Consider the following 17,740-nt stretch of genomic DNA (forward strand, 5'->3'; position numbering starts at 1 on the left):
GCATCTGGAAAATGAACACCGTTTCAGACAAAAAACAGCCCGGCTTAGCGGGCTGTTTCTTCGCTTTCTAATTATGCGTCAAATACTTCGACTTTTTCCATGCCTTGTCCCTGCTCCATTGAAGTGACAGCATCAAGACCTGATGTGACTTTTCCAAAAACAGTGTGTACGCCGTTCAAGTGCGGCTGAGGCTCATGGACGATAAAGAATTGGCTGCCTCCAGTATCTTTTCCTGCGTGAGCCATTGAGAGAGAACCGGCTTCGTGTTTATGCGGATTCCCTTCTGTCTCGCATTTAATCGTATATCCAGGTCCGCCTGTTCCGGTGCCGTGCGGGCAGCCTCCTTGGCTGACGAAGCCCGGAATGACGCGGTGGAACTTCAACCCGTCATAGAACCCTTCGTTTGCAAGTTTTTCAAAGTTGGCGACAGTTCCCGGCGCCGCTTCCGGATATAGTTCAAACTCGATTTTTTTGCCGTTTGTCAGTTGTATGTATCCTTTTTTAGCCATCTTGATTCTCTCCTTTCATTTCACAAGGGTCATTATATCATATCAAAGAAGCACAGAGCCAATCTACCTGAAATAAACGGCGCTCTTGCATCACTTTTGTAAAAGATTTTAAAAAAAGGTTGAATCGCCTGTGAAAATCATGAATGATAAAAGAGCGGTGTGATACGATACCCGGAGGGCATTTGACTTGAAGAAAAATGGATCTCTTTTTTTCTTTGAAACCTCTCTCATCTTTCATCCGTCTATATTTCGGAACGCATTATTTCCGTTCCGGCAGGCTTCTTTAAAAGTACAGCAATTCTGCCTGAAGCCTGCATTTTTAAGGAGGGCATTGAGCTTGAAAAAATCGATACTAGGAATCTTTACAGCATTGTGTCTGCTCATTTTCCCGCAGGTCAGCTTTGCTGACGCCGCAGTGGGTGATGTGATCGTCACGCTGGGGAAAGACTTGTCAAGCCAGGACAGACAAAAGGTATTAAAAGAAATGAATGCGCCTGAAAATGCGACCATCATCGAGGTGACAAATGATGAGGAGCATAAATATTTAGGGGATTATATACCGAAAGCACAAATCGGAACAAGAGCGATTTCTTCTTCTTCGATTACCGTAGCGAAAAAAGGCACCGGTTTGGAAGTGCAGACACACAATATCAGCAGAATTACGGATGAAATGTATTTAAACGCGCTGATGACAGCCGGTGTAAAAGACGCTAAAGTCTATATCACTGCACCATTTGAAGTATCAGGCACAGCCGCTTTGACCGGTTTAATGAAAGCCTATGAAACGACTTCGGGCGAAAAGATCTCCGAAGACGTGAAAAAAGTCGCGAATGAAGAGCTAGTCACCACTTCAGAGCTTGGCGAGAAAATCGGCAGTGAGAATGCATCAGCGCTGATGGCCAAAGTCAAGGAAGAAATCTCGAAAAACGGGGTTCCCGAATCAAAAGAGGAATTGGAAAAAACGATTGATTCCGCCGCTTCCGATCTGGGAGTGACGCTCACAGAGGATCAGAAAAAATCTCTCATGTCTTTATTTAATAACATGAAAAATATTAATATCGACTGGAACCAGGTTGGAGACCAGCTTGACAAAGCAAAAGATAAAATCACGAAATTCCTGGATTCTGAAGAAGGACAAAATTTCCTTCAAAAACTGATCGACTTCTTTGTGTCTCTGTGGAATGCCATCGTTTCCGTATTCACCGGCGGCGGCACCTCAGAGTCCAACGGTTAACACAACCGCCAAAACACCTCCTTTTTCAATTGAAGGGGGTGTTTTATTTTTGCAGAGGGGAAGTCCCCTCCGTCTTCTTCATAGTTTTCGTGAATAAAATCGGTCAGCAGTTTTGTAAATCGGTAAAACGTTTCGTTTTGCGTCGCTGCCCTGTCTTTTAGCGTGAACCGATCAAATAAAGATTGGCGGAATCCTGTGCTCATTTCAAGCTGAATGCTCAGCCCGGAAAGCGACTTGTTGGCGATGTTATTCGGATGGGTTCCGGCGTACTTGTCGTCCGTCGCCAGCATTTCAGCGGCAAACCCCGAGCGATTCAGCTCATCAACCAATATTCTGATTTTAACGCGGTCTGTCCCGCCCACTTTAATAGCGCGGTCTTCACTGTAATAGCCGTGAAGCGACATGACATACTGGTGACTCGCAGTGATGGCGAGCGCCGCCGGCTCGTCAAAACGGGTGCTTGTAATGTGAAGATCCCTATTGCCTGATGATTTCAGCCCTTCAAACAAGTACAAGGAATAATTTTTCGCCACTTCATTGGCGATTTCACTTGTTCCGGGTTCGATGCCGCCTCCATGGATCGCCATGATGAGCATCGGCACTTTTGCGTCCTTCTCCGTCATTCGGTAAGACGCCGGATCTTCATTCCGCTTCAATTCTTCAAAGCTTGAATATTTATCAGCGGACTGTGTTGCAGGATGAGCCGCAGCAGAATATGGGAATGAAATCACAGCAGAAATTAATAAAATATTCACAGAACTGTTTATTGCTGTAAAACACTTCGCTATGTTACAATCAACACATTGCTTCAGGCACTGGAGCATGCGGTGGAGTAGGGATACTTTGGCCGGTTTCATCTACTCCGCCTCTAAATCCGCAAAATCAGCAAATCTCATCCTTTTCACCTTGATCATTGCCTTTACCATCTCCTTTGTTAAATTTTTGTTAAATTCCCAATATTATATACAATCAGCCCGGTCGCTGTTCTATGCATGTCATGATCTTTTTTGCAAAAAACACCGCCCGATGGCCGGGAAATATTCTTCATGCGGCAAACGGGAAAAAATTCTTTTTGAATAAAAAAATGGAGACCCCCTTGAGGGAATCTCCATTTTTTTATTGTTTTACTTTCGATTTCAGCGGCAGATCCAGCTTGACGATATCCTCATACGTCTCTCTCTGAATGACGAGCTGCGCTTCTCCATCCTCGACAAAAACGACGGCCGGGCGCGGAATGCGGTTGTAGTTGTTGGCCATGCTGTAGCCGTATGCACCGGTGCAGAAAACGGCGAGCACATCTCCGTCACGAACTTCGGGGATTTCCAAATCCCAAATCAGCATATCTCCGCTTTCACAGCATTTTCCTGCGATTGATACGGTATCATGACAAGCATCGTTCATCCTGTTGGCGACGGCCGCTTCATATTTTGCCTCATAAAGCGCCGGCCTGATATTATCGCTCATGCCGCCGTCAACAGCCACATATTTGCGAATGCCCGGCACCTCTTTTTGCGAACCGGTCGTGTACAGCGTGGTTCCTGCATCTCCGACGAGAGACCTGCCCGGTTCGATCCAAATCTCAGGGATGTCAAAGCCGAAATGCTCGGCATTTGCTTTGACCGCCTCGATGATTTTTTCAACATAGACATCGGCAGCGAGCGGCTCGTCGTCTTTTGTATAGCGGATGCCGAAGCCCCCGCCGAGATTGAGCACTTCCGGAATGAATGAGTAAGTCTCCCTCCATTCAGCGAGCTTTTCAAAGATCTTGTCTGCCGCAAGAACAAATCCCGCCGTATCAAAAATTTGCGAACCGATGTGGCAGTGCACGCCGAGGAGCTTAAACGCAGATGAGCGAAGGACTTGTTCGATGGCTTGTTCGACCTGCCCATTGTGCAGATCAAAACCGAATTTCGAATCTTCCTGTCCCGTCGTAATATAATCATGCGTGTGCGCTTCAACTCCCGGTGTGATTCTGAGCAAAACGTCTACAGTTTGTCCTGATTGCTTGCAAAGCTTTTCTGTAATGGCGATCTCGTGAAAGTTATCGAGCACGATGCAGCCGATTTGATGCTCCAGAGCCATGGCTAGTTCTTCAGGGCTCTTATTGTTTCCGTGAAAATGAATCCGTTCAGCGGGGAACCCTGCTTTGATCGCAGTAAAAAGCTCTCCTCCCGATACCACATCCAGAGACAGCCCCTCTTGTTCGGCAAGCTGAATCATGGCGACCGCTGAAAACGCCTTGCTTGCATACGCTACCTGCGCTTTTAAACCGGCTTCCCTGAATGCCTTCTGGAATTTTCGAGCGCGCTCTCTTATCAGCGCGACATCGTATACATAAAGAGGTGTTCCATATCTTTCTGCCAATGATAGAACATCGACACCGCCGATTTCGAGGTGTCCACTTTCATTTCGTCTGCTAGTACCATGTAAAAACAATTGTCATTCCCTCTTTCTCTATCTACAAAGGTGCAAGGGGCGGTCCGATTGCTGCCCGATGCATCTTCCGGCTTCATGATAGTGCGATTCTTATGTTGTATTATAACATTTCGTTTTAAAAACTAAACCACCATTTGTCCAAATTTTCTTGATTTACAAAGGGAATAATCCCCTAAAAAACCAATCCATTCTATTGATTATAGAATAACAGAAAACAGCACTTGATAGAAATAGGCATACATAACGTCCATTCAGTTAAAAAAAGAGCTGAAAAATCAAGATTATCGCCCATACAAATAGGCATTTACCTGAATATAATCTTAAAGATGAAAACTAAAAAAACGAAGTGGGAAAGAGGTTATCATATGTATCCAAACCGTTACCCCTACACCCCGGCTCCAGGCTATACACCGGAAGATGTATACGGCTCTTATCAGCCGGCTGTACATCATGAACAGCGAATTTACGAGCCTTATGAAGGGCAGATTATTACAGCTCCGGCGAATACGAGATTTTGGCGGAGAGGAACCGAGGTTTTCCTTCATTCGTCAACGTTTGACCCGTCCGGCCGCGAAATGCTGTATGTCGTCTATCCGATCAGAAGACAGAACAACATCTGCAGCCTCCGGGCAGTCGCGATCTCTGCGAACGAATACAGAGGCATCGGGACCCAAAGACCTGAATTCGATTACTGAAAAAGAGGCTTTTCCCCGGGGAAAAGCCTCTTGGAATACCGTCTTCACGGCTGTCTGGAGCGGTTTCGCGGATGAACGATGCTCGGCCTGACTTTTCCCCCGGGAACGGAAGTGCGCACGAGAACATGCCAAAACGCTTTTCCGTTGAACGGGAGGAGAGGCCATAAGTAAGGCGTCCGCAAGGATCTGATCGAAGTCATCACTATAGTTAAGATCGTTAATCCGATGACAAATCCCTCCACTTTAAAAAGCGCCACCAATATCAGCATAAACAGCTTCACCATTTTATTCGCCAGACTCAGCTCGTAGCTTGGTGTCGTGTACGCTCCGATTGCCGAGAGGGAAACGTATAAAATGACTTCGGGAGAAAACAAGCCGACATTGATCGCGATATCGCCGATCAATACGGCAGCGATCAGGCCCATTGCAGTCGAAAGCGCCGTCGGCGTATGAATGGCGGCCATTCTTAAAAATTCGACGCCGAGATCCGCCAGGAAAATCTGCATGATAATCGGGATATGAGTGTCTTTGTTTAAACCGATAAACGATAAATGATCAGGCAAGAGCGACGGCTGAATGACAAACAATAGCCAAAGCGGCAGCAAAAAGGTGGAGGCCAAAATACCGAAAAACCGCACCCACCTTAAAAACGTCCCAACAGCCGGTGTCTGTCTGTATTCCTCAGCATGCTGTACATGGTGAAACAAGGTCGTCGGCGTAATGATGACGCTTGGCGACGTATCGACGATCACGATGACATGCCCCTCTAAAATATGGCTTGCGGCTACGTCTGCCCTTTCCGTAAACCTGACAAGCGGAAACGGATTGAAGCCTTGGCCGACAATGAATTCCTCTACCGATTTATCCGACATCGGCAGTCCGTCGATCTTCACATTTTCAATTTCTTTTTTTAATACTTCAACAAGATCGGGATCTGCAACATCTTCCAAATAGCAAAGGCAGATGTCTGTTTTGGAGCGTTCACCGATATGAAGCATTTTATAGCGCAGGCGTTCATCTCTGATCCGGCGTCTGATCAGGGCTGTGTTGACGATGATGTTCTCGACGAGCCCGTCTCTTGCACCGCGTACGACTTTTTCTGTATCAGGCTCTTCCGGCGTTCTGCCCGGATAGCTTCTGACATCAATAATAAATGCAAATCCCGCATCTTCGACGATGATGGCAACCAGTCCCGACAGCACTTGGTCCACCGCTTCATCAAGCGTTTCTGCTTTTGAAACCTGCTGGTTCAAAAGCCTGTTTTCGACAATGTCTTCGACCTCGCCCGACTCTTTTTCTTTATCATTGAGATGCACCAGTTCCCTTAACAGGTGAATGATGTATTGGGTGTCGCACAACCCGTTGACATAATAAAGCTGAACTTCATGGCCGAGGATAAAGACCTTGCGTACGCCAAGGTCAAAGCTTTCTCCCATGCCGACCCGCTTCTTGAAATACGCTTCATTCTTAGAAGGATCAAGGAATACGTTCGTCTTCTCTTGCTTTTGAGCACTCATGATACCCGCTCCTTTCTAAAATGAGCTCGACCGCTTTCATTGTAATCGGCGACCCTTTTTCCACATCGTCTTTTCTGTTCATTTTACCGATATCACCGATTCCGACAATGATCGGAACATCCAGCTGATCAAGGCAATAGACCGTGTCACCGTTCATTCGTTTGACATCGAGCTCTTTGACCCCGTGTTTATCGACGCCGAATTCCGTCAGTTCACCTTCCGCATCGATTGATACATCGACCCTTGTCCACTCTGCATAATGAGTTTTTGAAGCGACGGCGATGACCCCGAGCACCTCGATATCGGCATGCATCGCTACATATTTCATCGCTGTCTCTCCCGGTCCTTCGCCTTGAAGTCCGGAATCATCAAACATGACGAATACAGGATCATGAGGGGTTTCTAGGATCATGGATACAAGCTCCGGTCCCGTTTTAATGCTTGGATTCCCCGCCGATTGGGAAATACAGCGGCCGCCCGTTTTTCTTGCCGCATATTCGATTGCTTTTGCAGCGTATATATCGCCGTCTGTGACCAAAATGACCTTGCGTTTTGCTGGCATTATCCTTTATCCTTTCGGTTTAAAAATCACGGCAACAAGAAAAGCAAACAAGATAGCGGCAGATACACCGGCAGATGTCAGTTCGAATATCCCCATGCCGATTCCGATAAAGCCATGTTCCTCAGCCTGGTGCATCGCGCCGTGCAAAAGAGAATGGCCGAAGCTGACAATCGGGACTGTAGCCCCGGCACCGGCAAATTCGATAAAACGGTCGTAAAGGCCGAAACCGTCAAGGATCGCTCCTGATACGACAAAAGTTGACATGACATGAGCCGGCGTCATTTTAAAGATATCAAGCAAAAGCTGGCCGATGACGCAAATCAATCCTCCTGCAATAAAAGCAATGACATATTCCATCTTAAGTGTTCCCCCCTTCGGCCCGTTCAAATACGACGCCATGGGCAATGCATGGTATCGATTCTTTTTGCTGGACGATCGTCGGGCTTAAAAGGGCGCCTGTCGCTACAACAAGCACTCTGTTCAGCCTTCCCGCTTCAATTTCTTTAAAAATGTGGCCAAAGGTGACGACAGCGGAACAAGCACATCCGCTTCCGCCTGCAAAAACCTGCTGGTCAGGTGTATAGATCATCAGTCCGCAGTCATTATGTTTTGTCCCGACATTGATTCCTTCCTCTTTTAACAAATCCTTTAAAATCGGGCTGCCGACACCTGAAAGGTCGCCGGTTAAAATCAGATCGTAATCATCAGGGGTGCGTCCCAGATCCTCTAAATGCTGCTTGATCGTATCCGCCGCAGCGGGGGCCATCGCCGACCCCATATCCTGCGAATCGGTAATCCCCAAGTCGATAACTCTTCCGACGGTTGCACTGCTGATTTTGATGCCGCCGGGCTGCTGACTGAGGACGACTGCTCCGCTTCCGGTCACTGTGGATGTAGCGGTTCCCGGCTTTTGGCCGCCGTATTCCGTCGGGTAGCGAAACTGCCTTTCAGCAGTAGCATTATGACTGCTGGTTGCCGCTAGGGCACGCTTTGCGAACCCTCCGTCAATCAATGCCGAACTGATCGCGATCGATTCCATTGATGTCGAGCATGCTCCAAATAAGCAAAGAAAAGGAATTTTCAAATGCCTCGCCACATAGTTGGCTGTCACGTTTTGGTTGAGCAGATCGCCTGCCAAAAAGATATCGATGTCTTCCTTTTTAAGATTTTGTTTTGATAACGCGGTCTGAACCGCATCCTCCATCAGCTTGCGCTCTGCCATCTCCCAGTTTTTCTGGTTGCAGTGCATTTCATCATAGGTTTTGTCGAATAAGTGTCCAAGCGGACCTTCTTTTTCTTTAGGTCCGACCGCTGTTCCGCTTGAGTTAACAAACAGCGGGTTCTCGAACTCCCATGTTTGTTTTCCTGTTAATTTCATGATGTTTTCCTCCTAAAACAACTTGTCAAAGGCAAAGCGGATCATTCCCACAATATAAGCGGCCACAACGCCGAACACGATGACGTTTCCGGCAAGCTTGAACATGTTTGTCCCCACGCCGAGGACATAGCCTTCACTTTTATGCTCAAGGGCTGCACTCGTCATACTGTTGGCAAACCCTGTAACCGGAACGGCGGAACCAGCACCGGCAAACTGGCCGATTCTGTCGTAGACGCCAAGGCCTGTTAACAGAGCGGAGATTAAGATGAGCGTAGCAACCGTCGGGTTTCCAGCTGTTTTTTCATCAAAGTGGAATACGGCCATATAAAAATTCTGGAGAGCCTGGCCGATCGTACAGATCAGACCGCCGACAAGAAAAGCCTTGATACAGTTCAGGACATAAGGCGGCGTAGGCTGATAAGCTTTGACTTTCGATTGGTAATTATCTTTCAAATTTGACATTATATTCCTCCTTTTATGACAAATGAACAAAAATGAGCCATTGAAACATCGAGCCAAGGATCTTCCCGAACACAATGGCCATTAAAAGAATCAAAATCCTGTCCCCCATACCGATACGTTTCGCCAGTATCGGAAGCACGTTCAACACTTCTGTCAGCGCCGCTGCAAGCATTCCGATGAAAACGCCCGCAAAAAGGCCGATCGGAACAAGCAGCCATTTGGATAAAAAAAAGCGGGACATGTTCAGCGATTCCCATCCTCCGAACACCGCGCCCAGAATGACAGCCCATTCATACGCCTGGATAAACCCTTGCGTTTTCGTCAGCTGAGTCAGTCTCGGGATAATGCCAAGCACGGTAAGAAAAGCGACAAATCCAGATCCAACCGCAATCCCTCCTGCGAGTCCGAGAAAGATGATAAAGATCACGCTAATGATCATGAATATCCTTTGTCGTTTCTTTGTTTTCGTGCAAGGCCACATAATGGTCCAAATCAAGCTGATATTTAAACATCTCGACCTCCAGAGGACTCGGCTCCTCGTTAAACCGTTTTTTAAATAAATGATTAAAAAACAAAATCATGCCGAGACCGAGACCGATGCTGTACGGAATCTGCAAAAGGTATGGATAGCGGTTCTCCTTGCCCGTCACCATTTCGTAAAGCAAGATGTGTACGTCCCTCATGCTGACATCTTCATGAAAGTTCATGACAGCAAGGCCGGCACCGACGAACAGGAGCAGCCAGACGCCGACGAACAGTACGGGAGACAGCCCCCTTTTCGGATATTGGATCTCCACGATGGTTTCAGAACCGCCGACGGTTTGGACGTCAAGGTCAGGAAACGATTTATGTACAGCTTCGATCACCTTCATCACGTCCAACACCACCATGCTTTGATCCGCTTTGCTGACCTGATAAATAGGCAGCCGTTCAAGCTTTTCTTTGTATCGGCGGTCGCCCGCTACCTGTGCGATATGGCCGAGCAGAATCAATTCATCGGGATCGGCCTCAAGCCGGTGGCGGAGTCTGATAAAAACTTGACGTTCCATCTGGGTCACTTCCTATATGATGGTTATAGTTGTAGTATGAAGTACATCCCATTTATCATTCAGCAAGCGGCAAAAGACCATAAATTACCACAAAAAAACCCGGAACGCTCTTTTTTGGAGCGTTCCGGTTTTTCATTAGACATCCGAGCAGCCTCAGCTTTCAAATTGATCCATCTGGTTTTTGATTTGCTTTAAAATCTTTTTTTCAAGCCTCGACACTTGCACCTGGGATATGCCGAGGCGGTCGGCAACTTCAGATTGCGTCTTGTCTTTGTAATACCTTAAATAAACAATCAGCTTTTCCCGTTCATCCAAATCCTTGATGGCTTCCTTCAAAGCGATTTTATCGAACCACTTCTCTTCCGACTGATCGGCGATTTGATCCAGAAGTGTAATCGGGTCTCCGTCGTTTTCGTAAACCGTTTCATGAATGGATGAGGGAGAGCGGACCGCTTCCTGGGCCATCACGACCTCTTCCGAACTGATTTCGAGATAATCGGCGATTTCCTGAACGGTCGGAATCCGGCCGTTTGACTTGGAAAGCTCGTCTTTTGCCCGCCGGATTTTGTTGCCGAGTTCTTTCAGCGAGCGGCTCACTTTGACGGTTCCGTCATCTCTGATAAACCGCTGAATCTCGCCAATAATCATCGGGACGGCGTAGGTGGAAAACCGAACGTCATAGGAAAGATCGAATTTGTCCACCGACTTCAAGAGGCCGATGCAGCCGATTTGAAAGAGGTCATCAGGCTCATAGCCTCTGTTCAAAAAACGCTGAACGACTGACCAAACAAGACGCATGTTTTTTTCTATGAGGAGGTCCCTTGCTTTTTGATCGCCGTTCTGGCTGTTTTTAATCAGTTCTTTCACTTCATGGTCTTTAAGCTGAGTGTTCTGGTTTTCTTTTTTAACCTCCACATCCATAACAAATCTCCCTTAATTGCAAAGCGCTTTGCTTTTTGATAAGTGCTTTGTTAAGTGTATTGTGGTTCCCATCTCAGGTGAGGAGTCGATCGAGATATCATCCATGAAATTTTCCATGATCGTAAAGCCCATTCCCGACCGCTCGAGTTCAGGCTTTGTCGTGAACAGGGGCTGGCGCGCTTCCTCAAGATTAGGGATGCCGACTCCTTCGTCACGAATCGTTAAGTAGACGATATGATCATGAAGGGTGACGGAAATGTATACGTCTCCCTGCCCTGAGTTTTCATAACCGTGTATGATCGCGTTTGTGACCGCTTCGGATACGACCGTTTTAATTTCGGTCAGTTCATCCATCGTCGGGTCGAGCTGAGCGATAAAAGCAGCGACTGTCACCCGTGCAAACGATTCGTTTTGGCTGAGTGCCGTGAACTGGATATTCATTTCATTTTTCATGACGCCACCCCCAACGTTTCAAGTGCACGCTGCTCTGATTGCTCAAGGCGAATGATTTTAAACAGCCCGGACATATCAAATAAACGTTTAACAGCAGGAGAAATGGCGCAGACGATCATTTCTCCGCCGAGCTGTTTAATCTCCTTATATCTGCCGAGCACGACGCCAAGTCCTGAACTGTCCATAAACGAAAGGTCTGCAAGATTCATGACAATATGGCGAATACCGGATTGTTCCAGATGGTCACTGACTTGTTTTCTCAAGGTTTCTGCTGTATGGTGATCGAGTTCACCTGTCAACCGAATGCATAGTACGGATTCTTTGACGTGAATATCGATTCCGAGGCTCATCCTCATTCCTCCTTGGTTTAAATCGGATAATGAGTGTTTCGCTTCAGACTTTATAAATTCCTTCACCGTGACAAAACTAGTGACCGTTCGGCATTATTCACTCCACTTCGTCCAGTGGGTCATCGTCCGCTTGAACATCGTCCACATCCCTGCTTTATCCATGTCTTTTTCCGCGACAAGAGGGCTTTCAGCGAGAACCTTTCCGTCCTTTTTCAATACGAGCGTCCCAAGCTCTGTGCCTTTTTTGACAGGGGCCTGGATATCTTCCTTCTGTTTGATTTCTTTTTTAACAGCTTCGATATTTTCGCCTTTTTTCGTCAAAAGGGAAATCGGTTCCGATGTGACAAGGTTTATTTTTTGCTCATGGCCTTTATTGACCTTCAAATCGGAAATGATTTCATTGCGTTTATACATCGGATGCGTTTCATATTGGCTGAATGCAAAATCAAGCATTTTTGTGATTTGGGCATTTCGTTCTTTTGGCGTACTGGCACCAAAAACGACAGCGATGACGCGCATGTTTCCTTTTTTCGCTGAAGCTGTCAGGCAGTACTTTGCTTCATTTGTAAAGCCGGTCTTGACTCCGTCAACGCCGGGATAAAATTTGATGAGGCGGTTTGTGTTGACGAGCCAGAATTTTTTATCACTGTTTTCTCTCAGATAGTCTTCATATGTTCCCGTAAATTTCGTGATGTTTTCATATTTTAAAAGCTCTTTCGCCATGAGTGCCATGTCATAGGCTGTGCTGTAATGGCCTTCTTCAGGCAGACCTGTCGTATTTTGAAAAGATGTATCCTTGAGGCCGAGCTCAGCGGCTTTTTCATTCATTCTTTTGACAAATTCCTCTTCAGATCCGGCAATATGCTCTGCCATTGCCACAGAGGCATCATTACCCGATCCGATGGCGATCCCTTTCAGCATATCTTCAACCGTCATTTCTTCGCCGGGCTCAAGGAAAATTTGCGATCCCCCCATTGAAGCGGCATACTCGCTTGTTCTGACTTTGTCTTTCATTTTGATCTTGCCTTCATCAAGAGCTTCCATGATCAACAGCATGGTCATCACTTTTGTCATGCTGGCCGGGGGAAGCTTTTCACGGCTGTTCTTGTCATACATCACCTTACCGGTATCCCGCTCGATTAAAACGGCAGATTTTGCGTCATCAGCAAGCTCCGACGGTTTCTTTTCGCTCTCTTTTGCAAACGCCGGCGGCGCAGTCATCAGGATTATCGTAAAAATCAGCAATTTGGATAAATGACGTTTCATCACCCAGACCTCCATTTCGTAATCCTCTCTATTTTTTCCAATTCAGTTGGATTTATACGGATTGATTGGAAAAAATTTCTCATCAGGTAAAAAGAAAGAGCCAATGCAGGTTCTTATTTGAACTTGCATTGGCTCACATTTCAACTTCGCGGCGGTTTTAGCCGATTTTGGCGACGGCCGCTTTAACAAACCGCAAAAAGTCGGCTTTTACTTTTTCGGTGACTTCGATCACTTCGTCATGGGAGAGCGGCTGATCGAGGATTCCGGCTGCCGCGTTTGATATACACGAAATGCCGAGCACGCGAAGGCCCGCATGTTTTGCCACGATGACTTCCGGAACCGTCGACATGCCGACAGCATCCGATCCGATCGTTCTGAGGAAGCGCACTTCGGCAGGCGTTTCGTATGTAGGTCCTGTGACGGCTGTGTAAACCCCTTCTTGTACACTGATGTTCAATTCTTCGGCTGTTTTTTTCGCCAAGAGGCGCAGTTCCTTATCATATGCGGATGACATGTCAGGGAATCTGACACCCAGCGAGGAATCGTTCGGCCCGATCAGCGGATTCGTTCCCATATAATTGATATGATCGGATATGATCATCAAATCGCCGGGACGGAACGATTCATTGACGCCGCCTGCGGCATTGGTCACAATTAAAGTCTCGATCCCGAGTTCTTTCATGACACGTACCGGGAAGGTTACCTTGTCCATTGAATATCCTTCGTAAAAATGAAAACGCCCTTGCATCGCGACGACTTGCACATTTTCAAGTCTGCCGATGACAAGCTGTCCGGCATGCCCTTCAACAGTGGAAACAGGAAAATCCGGGATGTCTTCATATTTAATGCGAACGGCGTCTTTTATCTCATCAGCAAGCACGCCAAGGCCCGATCCCAAAATCAGGCCGACCGCCGGTTTGATTTCTGTTTTGCTTTTAATATAGTCTGCGGCATTTGCAATCATCTGTTTCACGTCGTTTCCTCCTATTTCAGCAGGGATAAAAAGCTTTTTCCGTACTTTGGCATATTCGTTTTAAAGTTGTCGGCAATCGTCGCGCCGATGTCCGCGAATGTATCTGCGAGCGGAAGCGCACCGGGCTTTTCGTGCTTTTTGCTGTATACAAGAAGCGGCACGTACTCCCTTGTATGGTCTGTGCCATGGTGAACCGGATCATTGCCGTGGTCGGCGGTAATGATGAGCAGATCGTCTTCACGCATCTTTTCAAATACTTCGGGAAGGCGCGCGTCGAATTCCTCGAGCGCTTTTCCGTAACCTTCAGGATCACGGCGGTGCCCGAACAGCGCGTCAAAGTCCACGAGGTTTACAAAGCTGATCCCTGTAAAATCTTTGTCAAGCGTTTGCACCAGCTTATCCATCCCGTCCATATTCGATTTCGTTCTAAGCGATTCCGTAATGCCCTCGCCGTCGTAGATATCGGAGATTTTGCCGATCGCAATCACATCAAAGCTGTCATCTTTCAATTCATTCATTACGGTTCTGTCAAACGGCTTCAGCGCATAATCATGCCGGTTCGGCGTCCGTTTAAATTCGCCCGGCTTGCCGACAAACGGCCTCGCAATGACGCGTCCGACCATATATTTCTCGTCAAGCGTAAGCTCGCGCGCGATCTCGCAGATTTTGTACAATTCCTCGAGAGGTACGACTTCTTCGTGTGCGGCAATCTGCAGAACGGAGTCCGCTGAGGTGTAGACGATCAGCGCGCCAGTTTCCATATGCTCCGCACCGAGCTCATCCAAAATCGCAGTGCCTGATGCAGGTTTGTTTCCAATCACTTTTCTTCCGGACTTCTGTTCAAGTTCATGGATCAATTCGTCCGGAAAACCTTCGGGAAACACCTGGAAAGGTTTGTCTATGTAAAGTCCCATTATCTCCCAATGACCAGTCATCGTATCTTTTCCGTTTGAGGCTTCTTTCATTTTGCCGTAATAGGCAAGCGGCTCTTCTGCCTTTTCGACACCTTTGATTTCTCGGATGTTGCTGAGTCCGAGCTTCGACATGTTCGGCAGGCGGATGCCTCCCATGTGTTCGGCAATATGGCCCAATGTATCTGCGCCTTTGTCATTAAATTGATCGGCATCAGGCGCCTCGCCGATTCCAACGGAATCCATCACAATTAAAAATACGCGGTTGTAATCAAATGCAGGCATTTGTCGGCCTCCTTTTTTTCTTTCTGTCAGCTGTAGGCTGTCACGCTTGGCATAAAAAAACCAAAATACCGCTATTAGCCAAGTATAAACCGTTTACACAACAGTTGACAATACGAACGGGAATAGTGAGAAACTTCCCGCAATTTGCTGCACACTCAACATGAAAAACCGTGCTTTCGCCTGTTCTTTTAGGCTATGCACGGGGATGGTATTGCTTATATACGTCTTTCAGCCTTGTTTTCGTCACATGTGTATAAATTTGCGTCGTCGAAATGTCGGCGTGTCCGAGCATTTCCTGAACGGCCCGGAGATCGGCTCCGTTTTCGAGCAGGTGTGTGGCGAATGAGTGCCTCAGTGTATGCGGCGTCAGCTCTTTATTAATTCCCGCTTCCAAGGCGATTTTCTTTAAATTTTTCCAAAACCCCTGCCGGCTCATCTGTCTGCCGTGGTGATTCAGAAACAGGGCGTCTTCGGAATTTTTTTTCAAAAGCTTTCCCCTCGCTTTTGACAGATATTCGCCGACCGCATGTGACGCCGCTTCGCCGAGCGGAACGATCCGCTCCTTTCTTCCTTTCCCGAAGCAGCGGATAAAGCCCATCGATAAATGGACATCGGACAGCTTTAATGCGATCATCTCGCTGACGCGGATTCCTGTCGCATACAGTAATTCCAGCATCGCTTTATCGCGGTAGCCGAACGGCCCCGTCAGCTTCGGCGTATCCAGAAGCGTTTCGACTTCCTGTAATGACAGCACCTTCGGGAGCGTCCGTTCCGTTTTTTGTGACTCAATATGGACGGACGGGTCCTGGGCTGTTACTTTTTCCCTCAGCAGAAACTGGTGAAAGCTGCGGATGGAAGCGAGATGCCTCGCAATCGTCTTACCGGATTTTCCGGCGTCTTTTAAATGCTTTAAAAACTGGATGATGGTAAGCCTTGTCACCTGGTCAAAAGAGCTCAGCTGCTCCTGTTCCTCTAAATAGGCGGCGTAGCTATTCAAATCCCGTTCATAGCTCACAACCGTGTTGTGGGAAAGCCCCCGTTCAACAACGGCGTAGTGGATAAAGTCTTTAATATGAACTTTCACGCTATCCTACTCCCCGTTCAAATAAAAAAAGATTAACCGGTTAAACCAGCTGCCCTGCTCGTCCCCTTCCATCGAGGCGACCTTGAGGGCTGCTCCTTCAGGTTTATCATACCGATGATAGTTTTCATACTCTGAATTTATCCATATCATAGCATAATAAAACAAGACGGTAAAACCGGTAAACAGCACGAACACCTTGATCATATCGGCAGCCGTTTTCAGCATTTTCATACGGTTTCAGGTCCCTTCTTTTGATTCGATTACTAAAACTTATGCCAAATGAGACAAGTTTTATACGTCTGAATCAAAAAAGAACCCGCTCATGGCTGAAAGGGTTCTCTCCGGTTTAGACTATTCCGATTCCTTTTGCTGACAGTCATGACAGATGCCGTGGAACGTCAGCCTGTGGTCTTTTATTTTAAATTTCCAATCCTTTTCAATGATTTCTTCCACGTCTTCAAGCAAATCTTCTTCAATTTCAACAACCGAACCGCATTCCATGCAAACAAGGTGGTGATGGAAATGTGCGGCACCTTCTTTACGGAGGTCATATCTTGACACACCGTCGCCAAAATTGATTTTATCCACTACTTTTAATTCAGTTAACAGTTCAAGAGTCCGATATACTGTCGCAAGACCAATCTCAGGAGATTTCTCTTTTACGAGGAGGTATACATCTTCTGCGCTTAAATGGTCTTCCTCATTCTCAAGCAGCACCCTTACAGTAGCCTCGCGCTGAGGGGTGAGTTTATAGCTGGAAGAATGCAGTTGCTTTTTAATCCGATCAATACGTGTTTCCATTGACTTTCCCTCCTACGCCGCATTACCTAGCTTATTATAACAAAACAAGCGCAGGGAGCCAACTATAATCATTATAAATTGAGAAACAAAATGAATATTTTTTAATAATCATTATAAATTAATGCTGTTTCGGCAAGACGTACTCCGTCAGCTTTTCCATCAACACCGGTGAAAGATATGCTTCAAAGGAAGAGGATATAAGAGACATCGCGAGAATCAGGACGAGCACAAAAGCGTACCGGCCAAACCAATGGACAGGCGCTTCTGCAAGGCTGCGTTTGACAAAAAGCTGGCGGATGAGCCTCATCGAAAAGGCGATGGCGCAAGTCCCCATGATCAAGTAAGCCGGGATCAGCAGCATATTTTGCGGGAGCACGGAGACAAAAGACAGGAAAAAGCCGTTGATTCCCATTTGATTGACGAGAAAGCCGACTGTAAATCCGACGACGATCCCTTTTAAGAAGACCATGATAAAAATAACGGGCAAGCCGATGATGGAAATCCCGAGAATCCACATTAAGCCTAAATATTTCATATTATGAAGAAAGCTCTGCAAAAACATTTCCTTTGAGCTGGCTGCTTTTCCTTCGGAAAGCTGTCCAAAAAATCGATTCAAATAGTAGAACAAATCTTCTTTTTGACCGATCGTCATGCTGTTGACGATGACCGCGCCGAAAATCACACCCATTAAAAACAGTACTGAAACAAATAAATAGATTGACAGATGATCCTTCATATGTTGAAAGATGAGCTCTTTGATTGTGGGCTTCCGCATGTATCTTCCTCCCAGACGTGCTTTTGATTTTAATAGATTGTATGAGAGAAAAGAGAGCCGCATGACTTTTTTTGAAAAA

At 46.8% G+C, this 17,740-nt stretch carries 22 protein-coding genes; 2 read left to right on the plus strand and 20 right to left on the minus strand.

What is annotated here, in order from left to right; all coding sequences use genetic code 11:
• Positions 1–71: 71 nt before the first annotated feature.
• Positions 72–509: a peptidylprolyl isomerase gene (locus tag ACH97_RS20270; RefSeq protein WP_020452019.1), complete on the minus strand. Its 438-nt coding sequence runs from the start codon at positions 507–509 to the stop codon at positions 72–74.
• A gap of 337 nt (positions 510–846) precedes the next feature.
• Here ACH97_RS20270 and ACH97_RS20275 point away from each other — a divergent pair, with 337 nt between their 5' ends.
• Entirely contained in the window at positions 847–1,743 is an 897-nt protein-coding gene (locus tag ACH97_RS20275) for a DUF1002 domain-containing protein (RefSeq protein WP_020452020.1), read from the plus strand.
• Here ACH97_RS20275 and ACH97_RS20280 read toward each other — a convergent pair.
• Positions 1,740–2,600 (minus strand): poly-gamma-glutamate hydrolase family protein, encoded by an 861-nt coding sequence (locus ACH97_RS20280; protein ID WP_023857497.1) that lies wholly within the window; start codon positions 2,598–2,600, stop codon positions 1,740–1,742. The genes ACH97_RS20275 and ACH97_RS20280 overlap by 4 nt on opposite strands.
• A 259-nt stretch (positions 2,601–2,859) precedes the next feature.
• Entirely contained in the window at positions 2,860–4,179 is a 1,320-nt protein-coding gene (gene lysA / locus ACH97_RS20290; RefSeq protein ID WP_020452022.1) for a diaminopimelate decarboxylase, read from the minus strand.
• Positions 4,180–4,544: 365 nt separating this feature from the next.
• On the opposite strand from lysA, the gene ACH97_RS20295 reads away from it, so the two are divergent.
• Positions 4,545–4,874 (plus strand): hypothetical protein, encoded by a 330-nt coding sequence (locus ACH97_RS20295; RefSeq protein ID WP_023857499.1) that lies wholly within the window; start codon positions 4,545–4,547, stop codon positions 4,872–4,874.
• A 44-nt stretch (positions 4,875–4,918) separates the two neighbouring features.
• Here ACH97_RS20295 and ACH97_RS20300 read toward each other — a convergent pair whose 3' ends face one another.
• The 17 genes from ACH97_RS20300 to spoIIM all read right to left on the minus strand — a co-directional run bounded on the left by ACH97_RS20300 (position 4,919) and on the right by spoIIM (position 17,661).
• Positions 4,919–6,391, minus strand: coding sequence for a spore germination protein (locus tag ACH97_RS20300; protein WP_020452024.1), 1,473 nt, complete (start codon positions 6,389–6,391; stop codon positions 4,919–4,921).
• Complete coding sequence (spoVAEA, locus tag ACH97_RS20305) at positions 6,351–6,953, minus strand: stage V sporulation protein SpoVABEA (protein ID WP_043054370.1); 603 nt, start codon at positions 6,951–6,953, stop codon at positions 6,351–6,353. Before spoVAEA ends, ACH97_RS20300 begins: the two co-directional genes overlap by 41 nt.
• A gap of 6 nt (positions 6,954–6,959) precedes the next feature.
• Positions 6,960–7,310: a stage V sporulation protein AE gene (gene spoVAE / locus ACH97_RS20310; protein ID WP_020452026.1), complete on the minus strand. Its 351-nt coding sequence runs from the start codon at positions 7,308–7,310 to the stop codon at positions 6,960–6,962.
• Position 7,311: 1 nt separating this feature from the next.
• Complete coding sequence (spoVAD, locus tag ACH97_RS20315; RefSeq protein ID WP_043054371.1) at positions 7,312–8,331, minus strand: stage V sporulation protein AD; 1,020 nt, start codon at positions 8,329–8,331, stop codon at positions 7,312–7,314.
• Positions 8,332–8,343: 12 nt separating this feature from the next.
• Positions 8,344–8,793 (minus strand): stage V sporulation protein AC, encoded by a 450-nt coding sequence (gene spoVAC / locus ACH97_RS20320; RefSeq protein WP_023857501.1) that lies wholly within the window; start codon positions 8,791–8,793, stop codon positions 8,344–8,346.
• 13 nt (positions 8,794–8,806) lie between these two features.
• Positions 8,807–9,232, minus strand: coding sequence for a stage V sporulation protein AB (locus tag ACH97_RS20325; protein ID WP_025811211.1), 426 nt, complete (start codon positions 9,230–9,232; stop codon positions 8,807–8,809).
• Positions 9,222–9,842 (minus strand): stage V sporulation protein AA, encoded by a 621-nt coding sequence (locus tag ACH97_RS20330; protein ID WP_020452030.1) that lies wholly within the window; start codon positions 9,840–9,842, stop codon positions 9,222–9,224. The genes ACH97_RS20325 and ACH97_RS20330 overlap by 11 nt, the downstream gene beginning before the upstream one ends.
• A gap of 153 nt (positions 9,843–9,995) precedes the next feature.
• Complete coding sequence (sigF, locus tag ACH97_RS20335) at positions 9,996–10,763, minus strand: RNA polymerase sporulation sigma factor SigF (RefSeq protein ID WP_020452031.1); 768 nt, start codon at positions 10,761–10,763, stop codon at positions 9,996–9,998.
• A gap of 12 nt (positions 10,764–10,775) precedes the next feature.
• The gene (gene spoIIAB, locus ACH97_RS20340) at positions 10,776–11,216 is read right to left on the minus strand and encodes an anti-sigma F factor (protein WP_048350199.1); all 441 of its coding nucleotides are present in this window, start codon (positions 11,214–11,216) and stop codon (positions 10,776–10,778) included.
• The gene (gene spoIIAA / locus ACH97_RS20345) at positions 11,213–11,566 is read right to left on the minus strand and encodes an anti-sigma F factor antagonist (RefSeq protein ID WP_020452033.1); all 354 of its coding nucleotides are present in this window, start codon (positions 11,564–11,566) and stop codon (positions 11,213–11,215) included. Before spoIIAA ends, spoIIAB begins: the two co-directional genes overlap by 4 nt.
• A 93-nt stretch (positions 11,567–11,659) precedes the next feature.
• A complete protein-coding gene (locus tag ACH97_RS20350) occupies positions 11,660–12,832 on the minus strand; it encodes a D-alanyl-D-alanine carboxypeptidase family protein (protein WP_020452034.1) in 1,173 nt (390 codons plus the stop codon).
• Positions 12,833–12,989: 157 nt separating this feature from the next.
• Positions 12,990–13,796: a purine-nucleoside phosphorylase gene (locus ACH97_RS20355; RefSeq protein ID WP_031304985.1), complete on the minus strand. Its 807-nt coding sequence runs from the start codon at positions 13,794–13,796 to the stop codon at positions 12,990–12,992.
• A 20-nt stretch (positions 13,797–13,816) separates the two neighbouring features.
• Complete coding sequence (deoB, locus tag ACH97_RS20360; protein WP_043054372.1) at positions 13,817–15,001, minus strand: phosphopentomutase; 1,185 nt, start codon at positions 14,999–15,001, stop codon at positions 13,817–13,819.
• A gap of 193 nt (positions 15,002–15,194) precedes the next feature.
• On the minus strand, positions 15,195–16,085 hold the full coding sequence (gene xerD / locus ACH97_RS20365; RefSeq protein ID WP_023855928.1) for a site-specific tyrosine recombinase XerD: 891 nt from the start codon (positions 16,083–16,085) through the stop codon (positions 15,195–15,197).
• A 6-nt stretch (positions 16,086–16,091) separates the two neighbouring features.
• Positions 16,092–16,316 (minus strand): YqzK family protein, encoded by a 225-nt coding sequence (locus ACH97_RS20370; protein ID WP_023855929.1) that lies wholly within the window; start codon positions 16,314–16,316, stop codon positions 16,092–16,094.
• Between the two features lie 120 nt (positions 16,317–16,436).
• Positions 16,437–16,886: a ferric iron uptake transcriptional regulator gene (gene fur / locus ACH97_RS20375; RefSeq protein ID WP_003183178.1), complete on the minus strand. Its 450-nt coding sequence runs from the start codon at positions 16,884–16,886 to the stop codon at positions 16,437–16,439.
• A gap of 118 nt (positions 16,887–17,004) precedes the next feature.
• Positions 17,005–17,661, minus strand: a complete 657-nt coding sequence (gene spoIIM, locus ACH97_RS20380; RefSeq protein ID WP_026579353.1) for a stage II sporulation protein M — start codon at positions 17,659–17,661, stop codon at positions 17,005–17,007.
• Positions 17,662–17,740: the final 79 nt, after the last annotated feature.

Origin of the sequence: Bacillus paralicheniformis (assembly GCF_001042485.2) — a bacterium.
Lineage (GTDB): Bacteria > Bacillota > Bacilli > Bacillales > Bacillaceae > Bacillus > Bacillus paralicheniformis.